The organism is Paeniglutamicibacter cryotolerans, from assembly GCF_014190875.1.
GTDB classification, from domain to species: Bacteria; Actinomycetota; Actinomycetes; order Actinomycetales; family Micrococcaceae; genus Paeniglutamicibacter; species Paeniglutamicibacter cryotolerans.
The window spans coordinates 1037586-1056113 of the sequence record NZ_JACHVS010000001.1; the positions used below are offsets into that span (position 1 = coordinate 1037586).

Below are 18528 nucleotides of genomic sequence, written 5' to 3' on the forward strand. Positions count from 1 at the left end.
TGCCCGGCGTCAGCTGGCAGGGAACTCGATGATCTCGCTGCGGATCAAAAAGCGCTTGCCCTCCGGCGCCTCCACGGAGAAGCCCGAACCGCGCCCGGCCACGACATCGACGGTGAGCCGGGTGTGTTTCCAGTACTCGAACTGCTCTCGGGACATCCAGAAGTCGATTTGCCCCAGCGGTGCACCCGCGGCGTCATCCAGGGCGAAGACGCCGAGCCTGATGTCCGAGTCCCCGGTCCGGAACTCCCCGGCGGGGAAGCACATCGGCGAGGAGCCGTCGCAGCAACCTCCGGACTGGTGGAACATCAGCGGTCCATGCCGTTCCCAGAGCAGGCGCAGCAGTTCCACGGCGCTGGGGCTCAGCCCCACCCGGGAGAAATCCTCCCCGGGAATCGTTGGTGCTGCCTCAATGGCGGTTTCCATGTCGTTCCTCCCTGCCTTGTTGGGCCAAGTCCACGGCCCGGGTGCGCACCGGTGGGCGCGGTCCGGGCCGTGGTCGTGGGGTGGGCCGTGGTCGTGGGGTGGGTGTTTTCCTACTGCCGTTCAGGAGACAGTCTGCGCCCGTTCGCCGACGTAGTCGATGACCACGCGGCCGTCGATCTTCGCATGGATCATCTCGTCGAAGACGGCGTTGATGTCATCGAGCGGACGGGTCTGGATGGTCGGCTTGATCTTGCCTTGGGCGTAGAAGTCCAATGCCTCGATCATGTCCTGCCGGGTGCCCACTATGGATCCGCGGATGGTCAGGCCCTTGAGCACGATGTCGAAGATCGGTGCCGGGAATTCCCCCGGCGGCAGGCCGTTGAACACTATCGTTCCGCCGCGGCGGGTCATATTGATGGCCTGGCCGAAGGCGGCCGGGTGCACCGCGGTGACCAGTACGCCGTGGGCACCACCGGTGGCCCGCTGGATGGCCTCGGCCGGGTCCTCGGCAAACGCGTTGACCGTGACCTCGGCGCCGTGGCTGCGGGCCAGCGCCAGCTTCTCCTCGGCGACGTCGACCGCCGCGACACGCATTCCCATGGCAACGGCATACTGCACGGCAATGTGGCCCAGGCCGCCGATGCCGGAGATGACCACCCACTGGCCGGGTTTCACCTCGGTCTGCTTCAGGCCCTTGTAGACGGTCACTCCGGCGCAGAGAACGGGGGCGATCTCATACGGGTCCGCGCCCTCCGGGATGCGGGCAGCGAACTTCACGTCCACCAACATGTACTCACCGAACGAGCCGTCCACCGAATAGCCGCCGTTCTGCTGCGATTCGCAGAGCGTTTCCCAGCCGGTGCGGCAGAATTCGCAATTGCCGCAGGCACTGGCGAGCCAGGCATTGCCGATCAGGTCACCGATCTCCACCTCGGTGACTCCCTCGCCGAGCTTGACGACGTTGCCGACACCCTCGTGTCCCGGGATCAGCGGCAGGTTCGGCTTCACCGGCCAGTCGCCGTGTGCAGCATGCAGGTCGGTATGGCAGACGCCGGAGGCGACGAGTTTGACCAGTACCTGGCCTGGGCCCGGTTCCGGAATGGGGGCGTTTCCTACTTCGAGTTGCTCGCCGAACGTGTTGACGATGGCCGCGCGCATGGTTCCCATGAAATGTCCTTAGGTTGGGTTCCGGGCATGGGCGCGCCAAAGACGCCTTCGTCGCACGATTCGTGCGCCCCTGCCCGGACTGGGTCTGGAGGGGGGTCGTACCGGAGGTGGCAGGGGCAGTGCTTAGAAGAAGCCGAGCTTGTTCTCGTTGTAGGAGACCAGCAGGTTCTTGGTCTGCTGGTAATGGTCCAGCATCATCAGGTGGTTCTCCCGCCCGATGCCCGATGACTTGTAACCGCCGAAGGCCGAGTGTGCCGGATACGCGTGGTACTGGTTGACCCAGACGCGTCCGGCCTGGATGTCTCGGCCGGCCCGGGAGGCGGTATTGCCGTTGCGGCTCCACACACCGGACCCGAGTCCGTACAGGGTGTCATTGGCGATGGAGATGGCATCGTCGTAGTCGGAGAAACGGGCCACCGAGACGACGGGTCCGAAGATCTCCTCCTGGAAGACGCGCATCTTGTTGTGGCCCTCGAAAATGGTCGGCTGGACGTAGTAGCCGTTGGCCAGGTCGCCCTCCAGCTCGGCGCGGGCGCCACCGGTGAGGACCTTCGCGCCCTCCTGCTTGCCGATGTCCAGGTAGGAGAGGATCTTTTCCAGCTGGTCGTTGGACGCTTGGGCGCCCATCATGGTGTTCGTGTCCAGCGGGTTGCCCTGGATAATCGCCTCGGTGCGCTTGATGACGTCGCCCATGAACTGGTCGTAGATCGAGTCCTGGACCAGCGCGCGCGACGGGCAGGTGCAGACCTCGCCCTGGTTCAGCGCGAACATGGTGAAGCCCTCCTGGGCCTTGTCGTAGAACGCGTCGTCATGTGCGGCAATGTCCTCGAAGAAGATATTCGGAGACTTGCCGCCGAGTTCGAGGGTGACCGGGATCAGATTCTCGGAGGCGTACTGCATGATCAGTCGGCCAGTGGTGGTCTCACCGGTGAACGCGATCTTGCGAATGCGCTTGGAGGATGCCAGCGGCTTGCCGGCCTCGACGCCGAATCCGTTGACGATGTTCAGCACGCCGGCCGGGAGCAGGTCGCCGATGAGCTCCATCAGCACCAGGATCGACACCGGAGTCTGTTCGGCGGGCTTGAGCACGATGGCGTTGCCTGCCGCCAGGGCGGGGGCGAGCTTCCACACGGCCATCAGGATCGGGAAGTTCCAGGGGATGATCTGCCCGACCACACCCAACGGCTCGTGGAAGTGGTACGCGGTGGTGTGCTCGTCGATTTGTGACAGCCCGCCCTCCTGGGCCCGGATGGCCCCGGCAAAGTAGCGGAAGTGGTCCACGGCCAGGGGCAGGTCGGCGTTGAGGGTTTCGCGCACCGCCTTGCCGTTATCCCAGGTTTCCACCACGGCGAGCATTTCGAGGTTGTCCTCGATGCGGTCGGCGATCTTGTTCAGGATGACGGCGCGTTGGGCCGGGCTGGTCTTGCCCCAGTCCGGGGCGGCGGCCTCCGCCGCATCGAGCGCCGCGTCGATGTCCTCGGCCGTACCGCGGCCCACCTCGCAGAAACCCTTGCCGGTGACCGGGGTGATGTTCTCGAAATAGCCGCCCTTGATCGGTGCCTTCCATTCACCGCCGATGTAGTGCTCATAGCGGGACTTGAACGAATAAAGCGAACCTTCGGTGCCTGGTGCTGCGTAGACGGTCATGACTACTCCTGTGTCGATGGCTTGAACTGCTGAACGTGACGCTACCCACTCCAACGTTGCGCCCACGTTGCACGCCAACGGCCCATGATTCGGGCCCCGGCCTACCGTCCCGTGGCCCGAAGCCGCTCCAGCCGCGCGACAACCACCGCCCGGTGCGGGGATCTGCCCCCGAGCACCTGCAGCGCGGTTTCCAACAGCTCCTCGTCATCGAGGGTTTCGGGCAGTCCGAGGTAACGAACCAGCTGCCCGGCCGTGGCATCCTGCAACATGGCTTGGCGCAGCGCCCCGGATACCTCTGCCCGGATCTCCGCGATACCCGGGGCCTCAGACCGCGCCAGCACCGGACCCGCATAAGCCTCGAGTGCAGCATCGAGATCACCTGTGGCTACCGCGTCGGCGACCTCCCGGGCGTCGAGCATGACAGCCTGGCCAAGTCGGTAGGGCCGGGACGCGGGGACGAATCCCGCATCGACACCTGCCATGGCCTTGCGGAGCCGGACCATTTCGGCGCGCAGCGTGCCGGCGTGGGCTGCCTCCGGATCCAGTACGAGCAATTCGGCGAGTTCCTCGCTGCCCAGCCCGTGACGGTGCCAGGCCAGCAGGGTCAGGATTTCGGCGTGCCTCAGGCTGAGCTCGGCGGTTCCGTCCGCCCCGGACACCGCCGGTGGAACCGGGCCGCCCACCCTCAGCCGGGGCACTCCGCCGCCGACGAATGATGTGGGACCCACTACTGGCGTTGCTTCCGGCCCCGGATCGGTGCGGGTCATGAGGTATCCGGGTTTTCCCGGTCCGGCAGCCGGTGGCGCCGCAAACTCCATCGCCGGTTCCCGGCTGCGGTCACCGGTGAACGACTGCCACCTCAGCTCGGATTCGGCGGCCGCAACAGCGGCCCGCAACAGGGCCAGGCTGTGTGCGGCAACCGCGTCGTCGCCGCCGGTCAGGTCCACCACCCCGAGCAGTTCGCCGGTGAGCGGATCGTGAATCGGCACCGCTGTGCAACTCCATTGGTGGGCTATCGGGTTGAAATGCTCGGCGCCGCTGACTTGGACTCCCACGCCCGTAACCAGCGCGGTTCCCGGCGCGGAGGTACCCACTGCGCGCTCGGACCAGTCGGCGCCAGGCTGGAAAGCCATGGCCTCGGCCCGACGACGCACCGGAGCATCGCCCTGGACCCACAGGAGCCGCCCGGTTTCATCCCCGATGGCCACGAGAAGCCCGGTGCCTTCGGCCGGCGAGGCGAGCAAGCGGTCGAACACCGGGATCACTGTCCCCAGCCGGTGTACGCGCAAGCGCTCGTCAAGTTCCTCGTCGGGAAGCACGTCGCGGGAGGTGGGCTGCTTTGCGGACAAGAATCCCAGCGAGCGCAGCCACGACTCGCGGACGACGGCCCTCAGCTCGGGGGCAACCTTGCGCCAGTCGCTGGTGCCGAGCATTTCATGCGCGGCGACTGCCCGCCGCTGCAGGTTCCTTGACGCGGGCGACGTCGCAGACATTCATCACCATCCGAAAGGGAACCCACAGGGACGTCACCCGGAGTCAGGACCCCGGGTCACACGGTTTGGCTCACAGTCTAGGTGAGCATCCCCTTCCCGGGAACCCCGGAAACTTGTAGACAGCAAGACAGGTGGGGATCAAAAATGGCAGAGCACCGACGACCGGCGTCACCGGGCTGAATTACCTTCGGCTGGACGCGGGTGGTCTCACAGAATCCACTTTTCGGTCAGTGCCGCCGCCGGGCGCCTGAAGGCGTAGTCGTCGGCGGCGCGGACGGGACGCATTGTTGACGATGAAACCCCGTTCAGCCTTAGACCTCGCGCCCGGTCGCGGCCGCCAAGCGGGCGGTCTGCTCCTTCACGAACCGACGCATCTGGTATTTGCCGGAAATCACCGAATACGGCAGGATCAGGATCCACGAAAACAAGGCGAAGTCCGGTCTGATGAACTCCACCGGTATCGACATCACGAACACCACCCAGCCCGGGTCCTGACTGCGCAGCACCAGCCGGTACATGGGCCGATCCACCCACGGCTGCATCAACCCGGACCGGTAGGCATGTCGCCACAGCCAGTTCAGGCTCAAGAAACTGCCTGATATGGTAAGCGAATAGATCACCGGCGGCCAGGGTGTTTGAGAATTTGCCTCAAACAGCAGCGCCGTCGGTACAGGCAGGAACACCACAAAGAAGAGCGCCAGAAGATTGATGACCTGAAGCTTGCCGTCATGGCCCTTCATGGCGTTGAACCGTCGGTGGTGGGCCAGCCACAGGCGACCCACCAGCACAAAGCTCAAAATGAAGCCCGCCAAAGGTTCCCGCTGGTCCATCAGGATGCCGTTGAACTGTGCAGCAGTCATATTCGAGGGCATGGCCGGCAGCTTCAGGTCCAGCACCAACAGCGTCATGGCTATGGCAAACACTGCGTCGCTGAAGAACACCGTCCGGTCCAGTTCACGGCCGCGGCGTAAGCGTCCCGCGAACGCCGCAATCTCGTCCGAGTACTTTCCCCGGTTCTGTGGCGGCGCAGCATTCTTGCGACTTCCTTGATGGCGGCCCACAACGATAAATTTAGGGGAACTCCGCAACCCTGGCTAGGCCCTTGGCAGCCCACCTGCGCAATGGAAGGATAGGCGTACCGAATCCGGTATCGCAGCTCTCCAGCAAAGGAAGTGCCTTCCCATGGACCGCATGATATTCGTCAACCTGCCTACCGAGAATCTGGACGCCGCAAACACGTTCTACGGGGCCCTGGGATTTCGTCGGAATCCGGATTTCTCGAACGATGACGCTTCTGCTTGGGAAATCAGCGGCTCCATCTGGCTGATGTCGCTTCGCGCAGAGTTCTATGGCAGCTTCATGCGCAACGGAGACGAACCGTGCTTCGGATCCGGGAAACGCGAGGTCATGAACGGGCTGAGCTGTACAACCCGCGAGGAGGTGGACGCGCTTACCGCCGCGGCTTCGAGAAATGGCGGTTCGGTCTATCGGGCCGCGGAGGAGCAGTTCCCGGGCATGTATGGCTCCGCGGTACTGGACCCCGACGGGCACGCCTGGGAGCTGATCTACCTGGAGGTGCCCCAGGAGAGCTGATGCCGCAGGTGGAGTCCAGCCATACCTCCCCTCCGCACGGAACTCAATGCCCTCGATGAAATCACTACTGAAGCCCACATTCCCCGCGCTGCGCTTCTTGGACACGTGATGCGCTTTTCGGATAGCGGCCCGTGCGTGCCGGTTACGAAGATGGTCATGCACATGATTCCCGGACCTGTACGTTCACGTCGGACTGCAGTGGGTGGATCGCTCAGCTTCCCAGCCAGGGGCTTCGCCAGGGATGTTCTCCGAGCCCCGGTTCGGGGTCGTCTCCCACTGCGTCAGTCATTGTCTTTCCCGCGGCCTTGCAACCGGCAAGAAGGCAAGAGGTTCCGTGGGGCAAGGGAAGAACAACTCGCTGGTTGAGCGCGGCCAACGTGGATGCGCCAGGCACGCGGGTGCTCTGAATCAACACCTTATGGAAGGAACCAGATGACCACCCCGGGACCGATCGCACCCTATATTGCCCTAGGGCTCTCCACCGTTGTTCACGGTGTATCAAGGCGCGCGCATATCCGCAGGAACCTCGACATCATCGAGGATTGCCTGAGGGGTGCCATTGAAACGATCAACATCAACATGCCGGTCAAGGTCGTCACCCTCGCGGAAGGCGCCCTCACCGGGTTTACCGACGAGGTATTCGACCTGCCCCATTCGCTGTCGGCCCGGGAACTCTTCATCGACATTCCGGGCGAGGAAACGGAGCGGCTCGGCAAGCTGGCCCGGGAATACGACACCTACGTCATCGGCCAATGCAAGGCCCGCTGGCCCGAGGTCATGAAGGACCGCTTCTTCAACATGTTGTTCATCATCGACCCCCGTGGCGAGGTTGTGCACAAGGCACCCAAGAATCACCTGTGGTGTCGGGAGCATTCCTGCACGCCACACGATATCTACGACCGCTGGACCGAGCTCTTCGGGGACGGCATCGACGCCTTCTACCCGGTGCTGAAGACCGAGGACATCGGCAATATCGGCACCATCTGCTGCAGCGACGGCGAATATCCCGAAGCCGTCCGCGCCTTGGCCTTCGGCGGCGCGGAAGTCGTCTATCGGCCCAGCGAAGCCATGCCGATGACAGGCTCGGGCAGCCATGGAGGCGGTAGTTGGATGATCCAGAATCGAGCCCACGCGGAGTTCAACTCCGTTTACATGCTGTGCCCCAACGTTGGACCCGTGTATGTAACACCCCGGATGGAACACCCGTTTAATGTCAGTGGCGGGAACTCGCACATCGTCGACTACCGTGGAGAAATCATGTCGCACTCGGTCTCGAACGACAACTCGGTGGTATCGGCAGTCATTGACATCGAGGCCCTGCGCCAGTTCCGGGTCATGAACCTCAATAGCAATTGGACCAAGGATCTTCGGACCGAGCTCTTCAAGAAAATGTACGAGCAACCCGTGCACCCGAAGAACCTCGCCATGGTCGATGAGCCGCAGCAGCACAAGGAAGTGGACGACATCTACCGCGGAAACATCCAACGGCTGATCGATCGCGGCACCTACACGAAGCCGTTCCACCGGTTCGAGGGTGCCCGTTACCAGTCGAAATCCACCGACGACGAGGGATTCAGGGCCTTGCAGGCCCTTTGGGATAACTGAGGCTACCGGCTTCAGGCCGACGCATGGTGGAAGTCGGCGACTACGCCTTCTTCCGGCTCGAGGGATGCGGTCCATGCGGTGTTTCCCGCAAAACCGACAGTGACCCCGGTCCGGCCGCCTGGACCGAGCCGCTGATCCGTTCCAGCCGCCGGCGTCGCCTTCGGGCCCGCCAACATCAGATTCCCGGGCCTCGGGTCAGCGGCACCGGGCGTGATCGCGCAGACCGAAACGGGAGGCAACCTCAGCGGCTGGTGCAGGCCTCATTGGAGCAGCCCGCATCGCGGGGCAGCCAGTGCGCCTCGCCCTCCCCCTGATCGGTCCAGCGGATATGCCGGTGCTGCCCGCAGAGCTCGCAGGCGGGAGCGTTGTAAGCTGCCTTTTCCGCATCCGTATACAAGCGGTATTCACCCATGACGGCCTCCTTCGTGGCTTTGTCGCCACTCTACGCCGGAAGCGGCGGCCGGGGCTAGAACCGGCTCAGAGGTTCCCGCTGAGCCGTGTGCGCATGTTCGCCGAGGCCTCGTTCAGGCCAACGATGGACACCTCGGTGCCCATGCGCCGGTACTTGTCGGTAATGCTGTCCAGCACCGCAACCGTTGAGGCATCCCAAAGGTGCGATGCCGACAGGTCTATCTCCACCCGGGACGGGTCCCGCGCATAGTCGAACTGCGTGTAGAGGTCGTTGGACGAGGCAAAGAACAGTTCGCCGCGCACCGTGTACTTGGCGCTCGCATCCTTGCCGTCGCCCTCGACCACGCGGGTAACCCGCACGAAGTGGGCCACCCGGCGGGCAAAGAGCACCATGGCAGCCAGGACACCGGCACCCACGCCGATGGCCAGGTTGTTGGTTGCCACCACGACGGCAACGGTAATCAGCATGACCGCTGTCTCGGACTTGGGCAGCCGGCGCAGGGTTGCCGGAGTGATTGAATGCCAGTTGAACGTCAGGATGGAGACGTGGATCATCACCGCGACCAACGCCGCCATTGGAATCATGCCGACCAGATCTCCTGCCAGGAGCACCAGCAGGAGCAGGAAGAATCCGGCGAGGAACGTCGAGAGCCGAGTCCGGGCACCTGACATCTTCACGTTGATCATGGTCTGGCCGATCATCGCGCATCCACCCATGCCGCCGAAGAGCCCGGTGACCAGGTTGGCCACACCCTGCCCCCAGGCCTCGCGGGTCTTGCTGGATCGGGTGTCGGTGATGTCGTCCACCAGCTTGGCCGTGAGCAGCGATTCCAGCAGGCCCACGGCCGCCATCGAGAGCGCGTAGGGGAAGATGATCCGCAGCGTTTCCAGCGTGGCCGGGACATCGGGCAGCATCAACGGTGGAATCGAGGTCAGCAGCTCGCCCTTGTCGGCGACGGTGGGAACCGACAGGGAGGCGACGGCGACGATGATGGTGAGCAGCACGATGGCCACCAGCGGCGCGGGGACCGCCTTGAGCACCCTGGGGCCCAGGATCAGCAGCGCCAGGGCGCCGAGGACCAGCGGATAGACCGCCCAGGGGACACCGATCAGCTCGGGCAGCTGGGCCAGGACGACCAGGATCGCCAGCGCGTTCACGAACCCGATCATGACCGAACGCGGAATGAACCGCATCAGCTTCGCCACACCGGCAAGTGCTAGCGCCACCTGCAGGACCCCGGCAAGCAACACCGTGGCTATCAGGTACTGCACACCATGGCTGGCTACCAGCGGTGCAATCACCAGTGCGACGGCGCCGGTGGCTGCCGAGATCATGGCCCGGCGTCCGCCGGTCAGTGAAATGGTGATGGCCATGGTGACCGCCGAAAACAAGCCGACCCTCGGATCCACGCCGGCAATGACGCTGAACGCCAGCGCCTCGGGGATCAGGGCCAGTGCCACGACCAGTCCGGCGAGGACCTCAACGCGGATTCGCCGTAGCGAACGCAGGCTCAGCGGGACGCCGGTAGCCGTATCGATGGCGCTCATGCGGCCGGGTGGTGGCGCTTGAATTTACGGTAGTGGTTCACGCTGCTGGCCAGGATGTAGTACCAGCGGCGAGGATTGGTTTCCCTGGCGTAGTACAGCGGGTGGCTGTAGCGCTTGGCAGCGATCAACTGCTCGACGCCGGCCTTCATGTCCGCCGGCACGTAGCGGCGCAGCAGGCGCAGCGGCAGGATCGTATACAGGTGGCGATCCTGCGCGACGGTCAGCCCCGGGGCCCCGGCCAGTCCACCGTGCAGGTATTCCTCGACGTAGAAGCGGGCCACATTGTGCCCGGCGGCCGTGACGTAGAAGTGGTTCCGGCCCAGGCGGGGGTTGATCTCGAAGAACCGGTAGGACCCGTCACGCGGGTCGCGCTTCATGTCGAACATGGAGAAGCCGGTCCAGCCCAGCTCCTTGAGCATCTTGGCTCCCTCACGCACGGCGGTCTCGTTGGGTTCGGCGACGATGGCCGCCGAGTTGCCCAGTGCGCCGGGGGCATGTTCCTCGACGATGACCCGTCCGGTGGAGGCGAAACGGACCTCGCCGGAGCGGTCGCTGAAGAACGTGACCAGATGCATTCCGCTGTCGTCACCAGGGATAAGGTCCTGGATGACCAGGGTTCCGGTGTAGCCGGCGGCTGAGGCATCGCGGATGAGTCCGGTGAGCTCTGCTGCCGAGGCAACGGTGTGGACCTTCTTCTTCCCCGCGAAGTCGAGTGCGCCCCAGGCGACCCCGTCGGAGGGCTTCACGATGGCGGGGAAGGGCACGGATTCGGCCGCGAGCCGGGCCGCGAGCGTCGCCGGATCGTCGGCGCCGGGAGCGCAGTCGAAGTCGACGGTGGCCGGGTAGGGGATCTGGAGTCTGCTGCAGAGCGCGTAGAAGTCGTCCTTGCCGGTGGCCCGGTCAAGCACCTCTTCACCGACGTACGGGATGGTGAACCATTCGCCCAGCGCCTCCGCGTTGCGGGCGATGAAGCGGATGTGCTGGTCGGCGGCGCCGAGCAGCAGCAGCGGGCGCGGCCCGGCGACCAGTTCACCGAATTCACGGCCCAGCCCGGCGACGAAGCGGGCGAAGGCGGCGTCGTCGTCCTGCGCGGAAAAGGGGCGGGGTTCCAGGATGCGGGAGTGGTCGATGATGCCCGTGATCACCGTCGGAACAAGGACGGAGATGGCCCCGTATTCCTGGTGGAACTCGCGAGCCATGGAGTAGGCGCCGATGTCCCCGCCGAGAATGACGGGGACAAAGGGCTGTTCATCGGGAATGCGCATGATCCAAAACTACCAACCTTCCCCAAATCACATACCCCCACCCCGTATTTGACTTCATACCCACCAGGGGTATTATTGAGGCATGGAAAGCATGCCAGTCGCCACCGATCCCCACGTAGAGCACGGCTACACCACGGACAAGGAGGCCCTGCTCAAGCGCCTGCGGCGCATTGAGGGTCAGGTACGCGGCGTGGCCCGCATGGTCGACGAGGAAAAATACTGCATCGACATCCTCACACAGGTCTCCGCCATCAATGCGGCACTGCACAAGGTCAGCCTCGGGCTGGTCGAGGATCACATTGCGCACTGCGTTGTCGGCGCGGCCGCGGAATCGCTGGCCACCGGCGACGACTCCATCGTCAGGGACAAGGTCGCCGAGGCGACGACGGCCATCGGCCGGCTGCTGCGCTGACCCCCCCGCTCGCTTCCTCGCCACCGAGGAGAACCCAGGGCAATGAATCCGGCTGCGGCACCGACAGGAACGACACGCCCACCATCGGCACACCACCACGGGAGAACAGCATGAGCACCGAAACCATCGTCAGCCTCGAGGGACTGACCTGCGGCCACTGCGTCGCATCGGTCACAGAGGAAATCGAAGCCCTTGACGCCGTCACCTCGGTCAGCATCAAGCTGGTCGCCGGCGGCATCTCCACCGCCACCATCTCCTCCACCGATCCGCTCTCCACCGCCGAGATCAGCGAAGCGGTTGCCGAGGCGGGCTACACGCTAGTCGGCGACAACGCCTAAACACCTCCACTTCCCCGAAGGACCCGTTCACATGAGCCAGGAAACCGGCGCACAACCTGTCGAGCGCATCGTCGAACTCGATATCGAGGGCATGACCTGCGCATCGTGCGTGAACCGCGTCGAACGCAAACTCGGAAAGCTCGAGGGCGTATCTGCCACCGTCAACCTCCCGCTCGAATCGGCGCGCGTCAGCGTGGCGGGCGGGACCACCGACGAGAAACTCATTGAGGCGATCCAGTCCGCCGGCTACCAGGCGCGGCTGAAGGTCGACCAGTACGCGGCGACCGCCGGAGTGCCCGCAGTTCCGGAGGCCGGTACCCCCGGGGAAGCCTCCGACCAGGGGGGCCACGTCCCTGAGGATTCGGCCGCCGCACTGCGCCCACGACTGATCACGGCGGCCATCTTCACGCTTCCGCTGTTCATCATCTCCATGATCCCCGCCGCCCAGTTCCCCCACTGGGGCTGGGTCGCCTTTGCCCTGGCCACACCCGTCGCCACGTGGGCCGCCTGGCCTTTCCACCGGGCAGCTGCCATCAACGCGCGACACGGCGCCTCCACGATGGACACCCTGGTGTCGATCGGCGTGCTGGCCGCCTACCTCTATTCGGCGTGGCAGTTGATCGTGGACCCGGCCATGACGGCCCACCTCGGCATGGCCATGGACCAGCACCGGCTCTACTTCGAGACGGCGGGCGTGGTGGCCACGTTCCTGCTGCTCGGACGCTACCTGGAGGCGCAGGCCAAGGCCCGTGCCGGCGATGCCCTGAAATCGCTCCTTGATCTGGGCGCCAAGGATGCCACGCTGCTGCGCGACGGTGTCGAGGTGCTCGTTCCCACCGCATCTCTGATCCCGGGCGACGAATTCGTGGTCCGCCCCGGCGAGAAGATCGCCACCGACGGCTTCATCGTCACCGGCAGCTCGGCCATCGACTCCTCGATGCTCACCGGCGAATCGCTCCCCCAGGAAGTCGGGCCCGACGCCACGGTCACCGGCGCTACCATCAACACATCGGGCCGCCTGCTGGTGCGTGCCACCCGCGTCGGCAAGGACACCACGCTGGCCCAAATGGGCCGGCTGGTCTCCGAGGCGCAGACCGGCAAGGCTCCGATCGCTCGCCTGGCCGACCGCATTTCCGCCGTCTTCGTGCCCATCGTGCTTCTCATCGCCATACTGACGTTCGCCGCATGGCTTCTGTTCAGCGGCGACATCCAGTCCGCCTTCACCGCGTCGGTGGCCGTGCTGGTCATCGCCTGTCCCTGCGCATTGGGCCTTGCCACTCCCATCGGGCTGCTGGTCGGCACCGGGCGCGGGGCCCAGCTGGGCATCCTGATCCGGGGACCGCACGTCCTGGAAGACACGCGCAAGATCGACACAGTCCTGCTGGACAAGACGGGAACCGTCACCGAGGGCAAGCTCGCCGTCACCGACACGCTGGCCCTCGATGGGTGCGACGACCGGGAACTGCTCCGCCTGGCCGGAGCCGTCGAATCGGGTTCCGAGCACCCCATCGCCCGGGCCATCGTTACGGCCGCCAGCGAGGCCGGTCCGGTACCGACCGCCACGGGCTTCACCTCCGCGGCGGGTGGCGGCGTCCGGGCCAGCGTCGAGGATTCGCTCGTCGTGGCCGGGCGCATTAGCTGGCTCGAGGAAAACGGTGTCCAACTCTCCGAATCCGAGCTCGGCTTGCTGCACGGGGTCCAGGAACGCGGCGCCACCGCCATCCTCATGGCCATCGACGGCCGCCTGGCCGGCATCATCAGCCTGCGCGACACGGTCAAGGCAGGATCGGCTCGGGCCATCGCCCGGCTCAAGGAACTGGGCCTGCGCCCGATCCTGCTCACCGGCGACAATGCCGCGGTAGCGGCGATCGTAGCGGCCGAGGTCGGCATCGCCCCGGAGGACGTCTTTGCCGACGTGCTGCCCGCGGGCAAGGCCGATACGGTCAGGAAGCTCCAGGCCGTGGGGTCCCTAGTGGCCATGGTCGGCGACGGAGTCAACGACGCACCGGCGTTGGCGCAGGCCGATCTGGGCATCGCCATGGGCTCGGGCACCGACGTCGCCATCGAGGCGGCAGACCTGACCATCATGGGTAACGACCTCGCCCAGGTAGCCCAGTCCATCGAGCTCTCCCGCGGGACGCTGCGCACCATCAAGACGAACCTGTTCTGGGCCTTCGCCTACAACACGCTCGGCATTCCGGTCGCCGCCCTGGGCCTGCTAAACCCGATGATCGCCGGCGCGGCCATGGCAGCAAGCTCGGTCCTGGTGGTCGCCAACAGCCTGCGCCTGCGCTCCTTCGGCCGCTGAAACCGGCACGGTGGCCTCAGCGGCCGCGAAGCTCGTCCGCGCGGACCAACAGCACACCGCCGACAATGAGCAGCCCGCCGAGCAGTTGGATGCCGGCGGGCAGCTCGCCGAGCAGCAGCCAGGCCCACAGCACGGCAAAAAGCACCTCTGTCAGCGAGATGAAGGAGGCGAGCTTCGAACCCAGCGACCGTGCCGCCATGATCCCGGTGACATAGGACAACACCGTCGAAAAGAGGATCAGCCCGCCGAGCGCCACCCACCATTCGGTGCGCCATGAGGCGAGGTCCACCGGGCCGAATCCGACGGCCATCGGCACCACGCCGAAGGCGCCGAGCAAGCCCATCAGGATCGATCCGACCAGCAATCCACCGGTGGCCAGCCCCACCGGCGGAAGCGCGTCGGTGGTCCGGGCACTGACGAAGAAGTAGACGGCCAGCCCCACGGCCGCCCCGAAGCCCCACAGCACGCCGATCGGGTCGACGCGCTGGTCCCCGGCCAAGTCCAGGACGGCCACCAGCCCCACGAGCGAGAGCAGGGTTCCGCCGATGGTCAACGGTGCCGGGCGTCGACGCGATCGAGCCCACAGCACCATCACGATCAGGACCGGCGCCAGATATTCCAGCAGCAGCGCGACTCCCACGTCCAGGCGTTCGACGGCCTGGAAGTAGAAGAACTGGCAGGCGGCAATGCCGAAGATCCCAAAGAGCAGGATCGACTTCAGGTTGGCCTTCAGGCTCCCCCAGTGCCCACGCATCGCCCAGAGAGTGGGGATCAGCAGGATCAGCGAGGCTCCGCCCATGCGTGCCGTCACGGCCGCACCGGGGGTCCACCCCGCTTCAAGCAGCGCCTTCGCGAAGGACCCGGAGACCCCGAAAACCGCCGATGAGAACAGGGCCACGCCAATCCCGTTGAATCCGCGACGGGGTTCTGCCCGCTGGGCAACTGTCGGTACGGCTGGCGCTGTCGGCTCGCTCATTGAGGCTTCTTTCGGGAACGACTCACTGCCCTGGAACCGGCTTGATGCGTCGATTCAATCGTCAGGAGTAAAAACTAGTATGCTCATGACATTAGACTGGGCGGAGAAAATCCGTCAATTCACGTGACCTGACAGGAGTAACCATCACCTTTGCACCTGACACACTGCTGGCACTGCAATCCGTCGTCAACCTCATCAATTCCGCCGAATCGGAGATCGACGGGCTGTTGACCCTGGCCGACCTCGACGTGTTCCTGGACCGCGAGCGATTCACCGGGTCCCGCGCCCATAACGACAGCGAGTTGCGCGACGTGCGCCAGCTGCGGGTGCGGCTACGCGGCATCTGGGAGTCCAACGAAGACGAAGCAGTGCAATTGATCAACAGCATCCTGCGCACCGCACGCGCCCTGCCCCAACTGGTCAAGCACGACGATTGGGACTACCACCTGCATGCCACCACCCCCGAGGCCCCCCTCGCCGAACGCATGGCGGTCGAGGCAGCCATGGCGCTGGTCGATGTGGTGAGGACGGGGGAACTGCAAAGACTGCGCGTGTGCGCGGGCAACGGCTGCCGGGCAGTGGTGCTCGATTCATCCCGGAACCGCTCGCGCCTCTACTGCAACACGGGGAACTGCGCCAACCGGGAACACGTGCGCGCCTATCGGGAGCGCCGCTCCCAACCGGAAGCCTGATCGGGGCCATACACTGGGAGCAGGCACTGCGCCCCGGTCGGCGCCCCGATGCAAGGAGCATGACGTGAACACACCAAACATCCCCGAACAGCACGCATCGGATGACTTCGACGTGGAGCTGGAAAATGCCAAGGAGAACCCCGTCCGCGCCGCGGCCCGCTGGGTAGTCGGCCTGGCTGACGCCGCGCTCGGCGGGGACGGCACCGATGTCATGGGGGCCACCGCGGTGGTGCGCCGCAAGGACAACGATGCCGAGATCCTCCGCGTCACGGGGAACAACATCGACGAGGCGGAGGGGCTGATCGCCCTGATCCGGAGCGACCTGGAGCAGCTGAGCCGCGATGAGTTCCTGGCCGAGTGGGGCGGTAAGGACAACGCCGAACCGGTCGGCTAGGCGGTTACATATCAGGCACTAAACAGGTGGGCCCGCGCTTCGAAAAGCGCGGGCCCTCCTTGGTTCCGGGCGTTTGCCCGCTTTGCTAGCTGCCCTGCTTCTTTTCCGGCGCATCGGACGCGCGGTTGATGCCGGAACCGGCGCCCAGCTCCGACGGGTTTTCCTTGCCGGCCATCGTCATCACGGAAATCACCAGCAGGCTGGCGACAAAGGCGATGCCGAAGGCGGTCAGGCCAATATCGATGCGCAGCGGCTTATCGGAGCCGCCGGTCGAGGAAATCATGGCCACCAGGCCTGCGACGATGCCCAGGACGAGGGAGAAGAACAACGGCGCCTTAATGCTCTGCTGCCATGGCTTCTTCTGCTCGGAAGGATTTTTGCCCACGGTAATAGCCTCCTAGGCGAACTTTTGGTTGGGTCCCAGTCTAGCGGGAGTCGCTGGTGGACTTGGCATCGTGCCGGTAGCCCAGGGCGGAAATCAACAGGAATACGCCGATGATCACCATGCCACCGCCAACCACGCCGCCGATGGCATGGGCATCCATGCTCAGCACGAACATCATCGAAACACCGATGCCCAGCTGTACCAATCCGGTCATGAGCTGGTCTTTCAACGGAAGGTAGTCGCTGCGGTGGCGCAACCACAGCAGCAGGTCCAGCACGCCGGACAGGGCGAATACCGCCGCTGCTGCGATGCCTATCACCAAGGGCTGCGGAATAAGCACGATGATGATCGCCGCGACCAGCCAGGCCGCGCACTCGATCGCCATCGGGGCCTTGAGGTAGGCGGGCGCCGAGTCGTTGCGGGCATAGTCCCAGGTGAACTTCGCGCTCACCAGCAGCACCGCGGCCACCGCGTAGGCAACGAAGGCTGCGGACGGCTCCTGCCAGAAGATGGTCAGGGCTGCGAAGACGACTGCCGTCAACGCGCGCCACAGCACGACCTTCCATACGGAAGCGGAAATTTCGGTGGAGAGTTTCAGTTCAGGCACTCCCCGAGTCTACCGGCGCTGCGCTAAGCCCCGTGCCGCATGCGCAGCAGCTCCGGGCCCAGGTCGGAAATGGACGCGGCCCCCATGAGCTGCATGTTGACGCGGATTTCCTCGGCGAGTAATTCAATCACCCGGGCAACGCCCCGCTCCCCGCCAGCCATCAGCCCGTAAAGATAGGCCCTGCCGATCAAAACGAAATCGGCGCCAGCACACAACCCGGCGACGATGTCCGAACCGGACATGATGCCCGAGTCCAGCATGATTTCAATATCCGGACCAACCTCGGCACGGATCATCGGCAGGGCCAGCAGTGAGACCGGCGCGCGGTCCAGCTGGCGCCCGCCGTGGTTGGATACCACGAGGCCGTCGGCTCCGGCAAGAACGGACTTCCGGGCATCCTCGGTCGTCAACACGCCCTTGACTATGAGCTTGCCGGGCCAGATCGAACGGATCCACTCCAGGTCGGCGAAGGAAAGCGTGGGGTCGAACATCGAGTTGATGAGCGTGGGCAGGTCGGTGGCACTGTTCGAGAGCGAGGCGAACTTCAGCGAGTCGGTGCTGAGGAAGTTGAACCACCATTCGGGTCGGTAGGAGGCATCGAGCACCGTCTTGAGGTTCAGTTTCGGCGGTATCACCATACCGTTGCGCACATCGCGCAGCCGCTGGCCGGCCACCGGCGTATCCACAGTGACCAGCAGGGTGTCATAGCCCGCAAGCTGTGCCCGTTCGAGCAGCGCCCGCGACTTCTCCCGGTCCTTCCACAGGTAGAGCTGGAACCAGCGTCGGGATCCGGGCGCCGCCTCGGCGACCTCCTCCAACGAACGGGTTCCCATGGTGGATAGGGAGAACGGGATCCCGGCCGCCGCTGCCGCGCGAACGGCCCCGGTTTCGCCTTCCGCATGCATGAAACGGGTGAACCCGGTCGGGGCGATGCCAAAGGGAAGCGCCGACCGGCCCCCGGCGATCGAGGTCGAGAGGTCCACCTCGGCCGTGCCGTGCAGGATGCGTGGGATCAGCTCGACCGCATCGAAGGCATCACGGCTGCGCCGATAGGTCAGTTCGCGCTGGGCCGCTCCGTCGACATAGTCGAAGGCCGCTGTGGGGGTACGCCGTTTGGCGATGGTCCGCAGGTCCCAGACGTCGGCGGCCTTGGCCAGTCGCGTTGCTCGACGGTCGAAGTTGATGGCCTCGAACTGCATCAGTGAACGCAGTTCGGACATCTGGGGGAAGCGGCGTTTCATCGGTGGACTCCTGGGGTGCCGGG

At 65.0% G+C, this 18528-nt stretch carries 19 protein-coding genes; 7 read left to right on the plus strand and 12 right to left on the minus strand.

The annotated features are described in order from the left end of the window. Positions 1-9: 9 nt before the first annotated feature. From E9229_RS04960 to E9229_RS04980, 5 genes are all read right to left on the minus strand, one after another. Positions 10-423, minus strand: coding sequence for a DUF779 domain-containing protein (locus E9229_RS04960; RefSeq protein WP_183510163.1), 414 nt, complete (start codon positions 421-423; stop codon positions 10-12). A 120-nt stretch (positions 424-543) separates the two neighbouring features. Beyond that, positions 544-1590: an alcohol dehydrogenase AdhP gene (adhP, locus tag E9229_RS04965; protein WP_183510164.1), complete on the minus strand. Its 1047-nt coding sequence runs from the start codon at positions 1588-1590 to the stop codon at positions 544-546. A gap of 123 nt (positions 1591-1713) precedes the next feature. After that, complete coding sequence (exaC, locus tag E9229_RS04970; protein ID WP_183510165.1) at positions 1714-3237, minus strand: acetaldehyde dehydrogenase ExaC; 1524 nt, start codon at positions 3235-3237, stop codon at positions 1714-1716. 101 nt (positions 3238-3338) lie between these two features. Beyond that, the gene (locus tag E9229_RS04975) at positions 3339-4730 is read right to left on the minus strand and encodes a GAF domain-containing protein (RefSeq protein ID WP_183510166.1); all 1392 of its coding nucleotides are present in this window, start codon (positions 4728-4730) and stop codon (positions 3339-3341) included. A 311-nt stretch (positions 4731-5041) separates the two neighbouring features. After that, entirely contained in the window at positions 5042-5671 is a 630-nt protein-coding gene (locus tag E9229_RS04980) for a TMEM175 family protein (protein ID WP_183510167.1), read from the minus strand. A gap of 241 nt (positions 5672-5912) precedes the next feature. Between E9229_RS04980 and E9229_RS04985 the strand changes: the two genes are divergently transcribed. Both E9229_RS04985 and E9229_RS04990 read left to right on the plus strand, forming a co-directional pair. Further along, positions 5913-6323 (plus strand): VOC family protein, encoded by a 411-nt coding sequence (locus E9229_RS04985; RefSeq protein WP_183510169.1) that lies wholly within the window; start codon positions 5913-5915, stop codon positions 6321-6323. Between the two features lie 432 nt (positions 6324-6755). After that, the gene (locus E9229_RS04990; protein WP_183510170.1) at positions 6756-7928 is read left to right on the plus strand and encodes a nitrilase-related carbon-nitrogen hydrolase; all 1173 of its coding nucleotides are present in this window, start codon (positions 6756-6758) and stop codon (positions 7926-7928) included. A gap of 241 nt (positions 7929-8169) precedes the next feature. Here E9229_RS04990 and E9229_RS04995 read toward each other — a convergent pair whose 3' ends face one another. From E9229_RS04995 to E9229_RS05005, 3 genes are all read right to left on the minus strand, one after another. Further along, complete coding sequence (locus E9229_RS04995; RefSeq protein ID WP_183510171.1) at positions 8170-8340, minus strand: hypothetical protein; 171 nt, start codon at positions 8338-8340, stop codon at positions 8170-8172. A 65-nt stretch (positions 8341-8405) separates the two neighbouring features. After that, positions 8406-9887 carry a SulP family inorganic anion transporter gene (locus E9229_RS05000; RefSeq protein WP_183510172.1) on the minus strand — a complete coding sequence of 494 codons (1482 nt, stop codon included), beginning with the start codon at positions 9885-9887 and terminating at the stop codon, positions 8406-8408. Beyond that, on the minus strand, positions 9884-11152 hold the full coding sequence (locus E9229_RS05005; protein ID WP_183510174.1) for a carboxylate--amine ligase: 1269 nt from the start codon (positions 11150-11152) through the stop codon (positions 9884-9886). Before E9229_RS05005 ends, E9229_RS05000 begins: the two co-directional genes overlap by 4 nt. An 82-nt stretch (positions 11153-11234) precedes the next feature. Here E9229_RS05005 and E9229_RS05010 point away from each other — a divergent pair, with 82 nt between their 5' ends. From E9229_RS05010 to E9229_RS05020, 3 genes are all read left to right on the plus strand, one after another. Then, entirely contained in the window at positions 11235-11564 is a 330-nt protein-coding gene (locus E9229_RS05010; RefSeq protein ID WP_183510175.1) for a metal-sensitive transcriptional regulator, read from the plus strand. Between the two features lie 110 nt (positions 11565-11674). Next, on the plus strand, positions 11675-11902 hold the full coding sequence (locus E9229_RS05015; RefSeq protein ID WP_183510176.1) for a heavy-metal-associated domain-containing protein: 228 nt from the start codon (positions 11675-11677) through the stop codon (positions 11900-11902). 31 nt (positions 11903-11933) lie between these two features. After that, the gene (locus tag E9229_RS05020; RefSeq protein ID WP_183510177.1) at positions 11934-14210 is read left to right on the plus strand and encodes a heavy metal translocating P-type ATPase; all 2277 of its coding nucleotides are present in this window, start codon (positions 11934-11936) and stop codon (positions 14208-14210) included. A 16-nt stretch (positions 14211-14226) separates the two neighbouring features. Here E9229_RS05020 and E9229_RS05025 read toward each other — a convergent pair whose 3' ends face one another. Beyond that, a complete protein-coding gene (locus tag E9229_RS05025; protein WP_183510178.1) occupies positions 14227-15186 on the minus strand; it encodes an EamA family transporter in 960 nt (319 codons plus the stop codon). A gap of 143 nt (positions 15187-15329) precedes the next feature. Between E9229_RS05025 and E9229_RS05030 the strand changes: the two genes are divergently transcribed. Both E9229_RS05030 and E9229_RS05035 read left to right on the plus strand, forming a co-directional pair. Then, the gene (locus tag E9229_RS05030; protein ID WP_183511887.1) at positions 15330-15878 is read left to right on the plus strand and encodes a CGNR zinc finger domain-containing protein; all 549 of its coding nucleotides are present in this window, start codon (positions 15330-15332) and stop codon (positions 15876-15878) included. A 64-nt stretch (positions 15879-15942) separates the two neighbouring features. Continuing rightward, positions 15943-16272 (plus strand): hypothetical protein, encoded by a 330-nt coding sequence (locus E9229_RS05035; protein WP_183510179.1) that lies wholly within the window; start codon positions 15943-15945, stop codon positions 16270-16272. 85 nt (positions 16273-16357) lie between these two features. Here the strand turns inward: E9229_RS05035 and E9229_RS05040 are convergent, their stop codons facing one another. Genes E9229_RS05040 through E9229_RS05050 form a run of 3 tightly spaced genes read right to left on the minus strand, consistent with a single transcriptional unit; the run spans position 16358 to position 18505 of the window. After that, positions 16358-16657, minus strand: coding sequence for a hypothetical protein (locus E9229_RS05040; protein ID WP_312855602.1), 300 nt, complete (start codon positions 16655-16657; stop codon positions 16358-16360). A 40-nt stretch (positions 16658-16697) separates the two neighbouring features. Beyond that, positions 16698-17264 carry a hypothetical protein gene (locus tag E9229_RS05045; RefSeq protein WP_183510180.1) on the minus strand — a complete coding sequence of 189 codons (567 nt, stop codon included), beginning with the start codon at positions 17262-17264 and terminating at the stop codon, positions 16698-16700. A gap of 23 nt (positions 17265-17287) precedes the next feature. Continuing rightward, positions 17288-18505, minus strand: coding sequence for an alpha-hydroxy acid oxidase (locus E9229_RS05050; RefSeq protein ID WP_183510181.1), 1218 nt, complete (start codon positions 18503-18505; stop codon positions 17288-17290). Between the last annotated feature and the right edge of the window lie 23 nt (positions 18506-18528).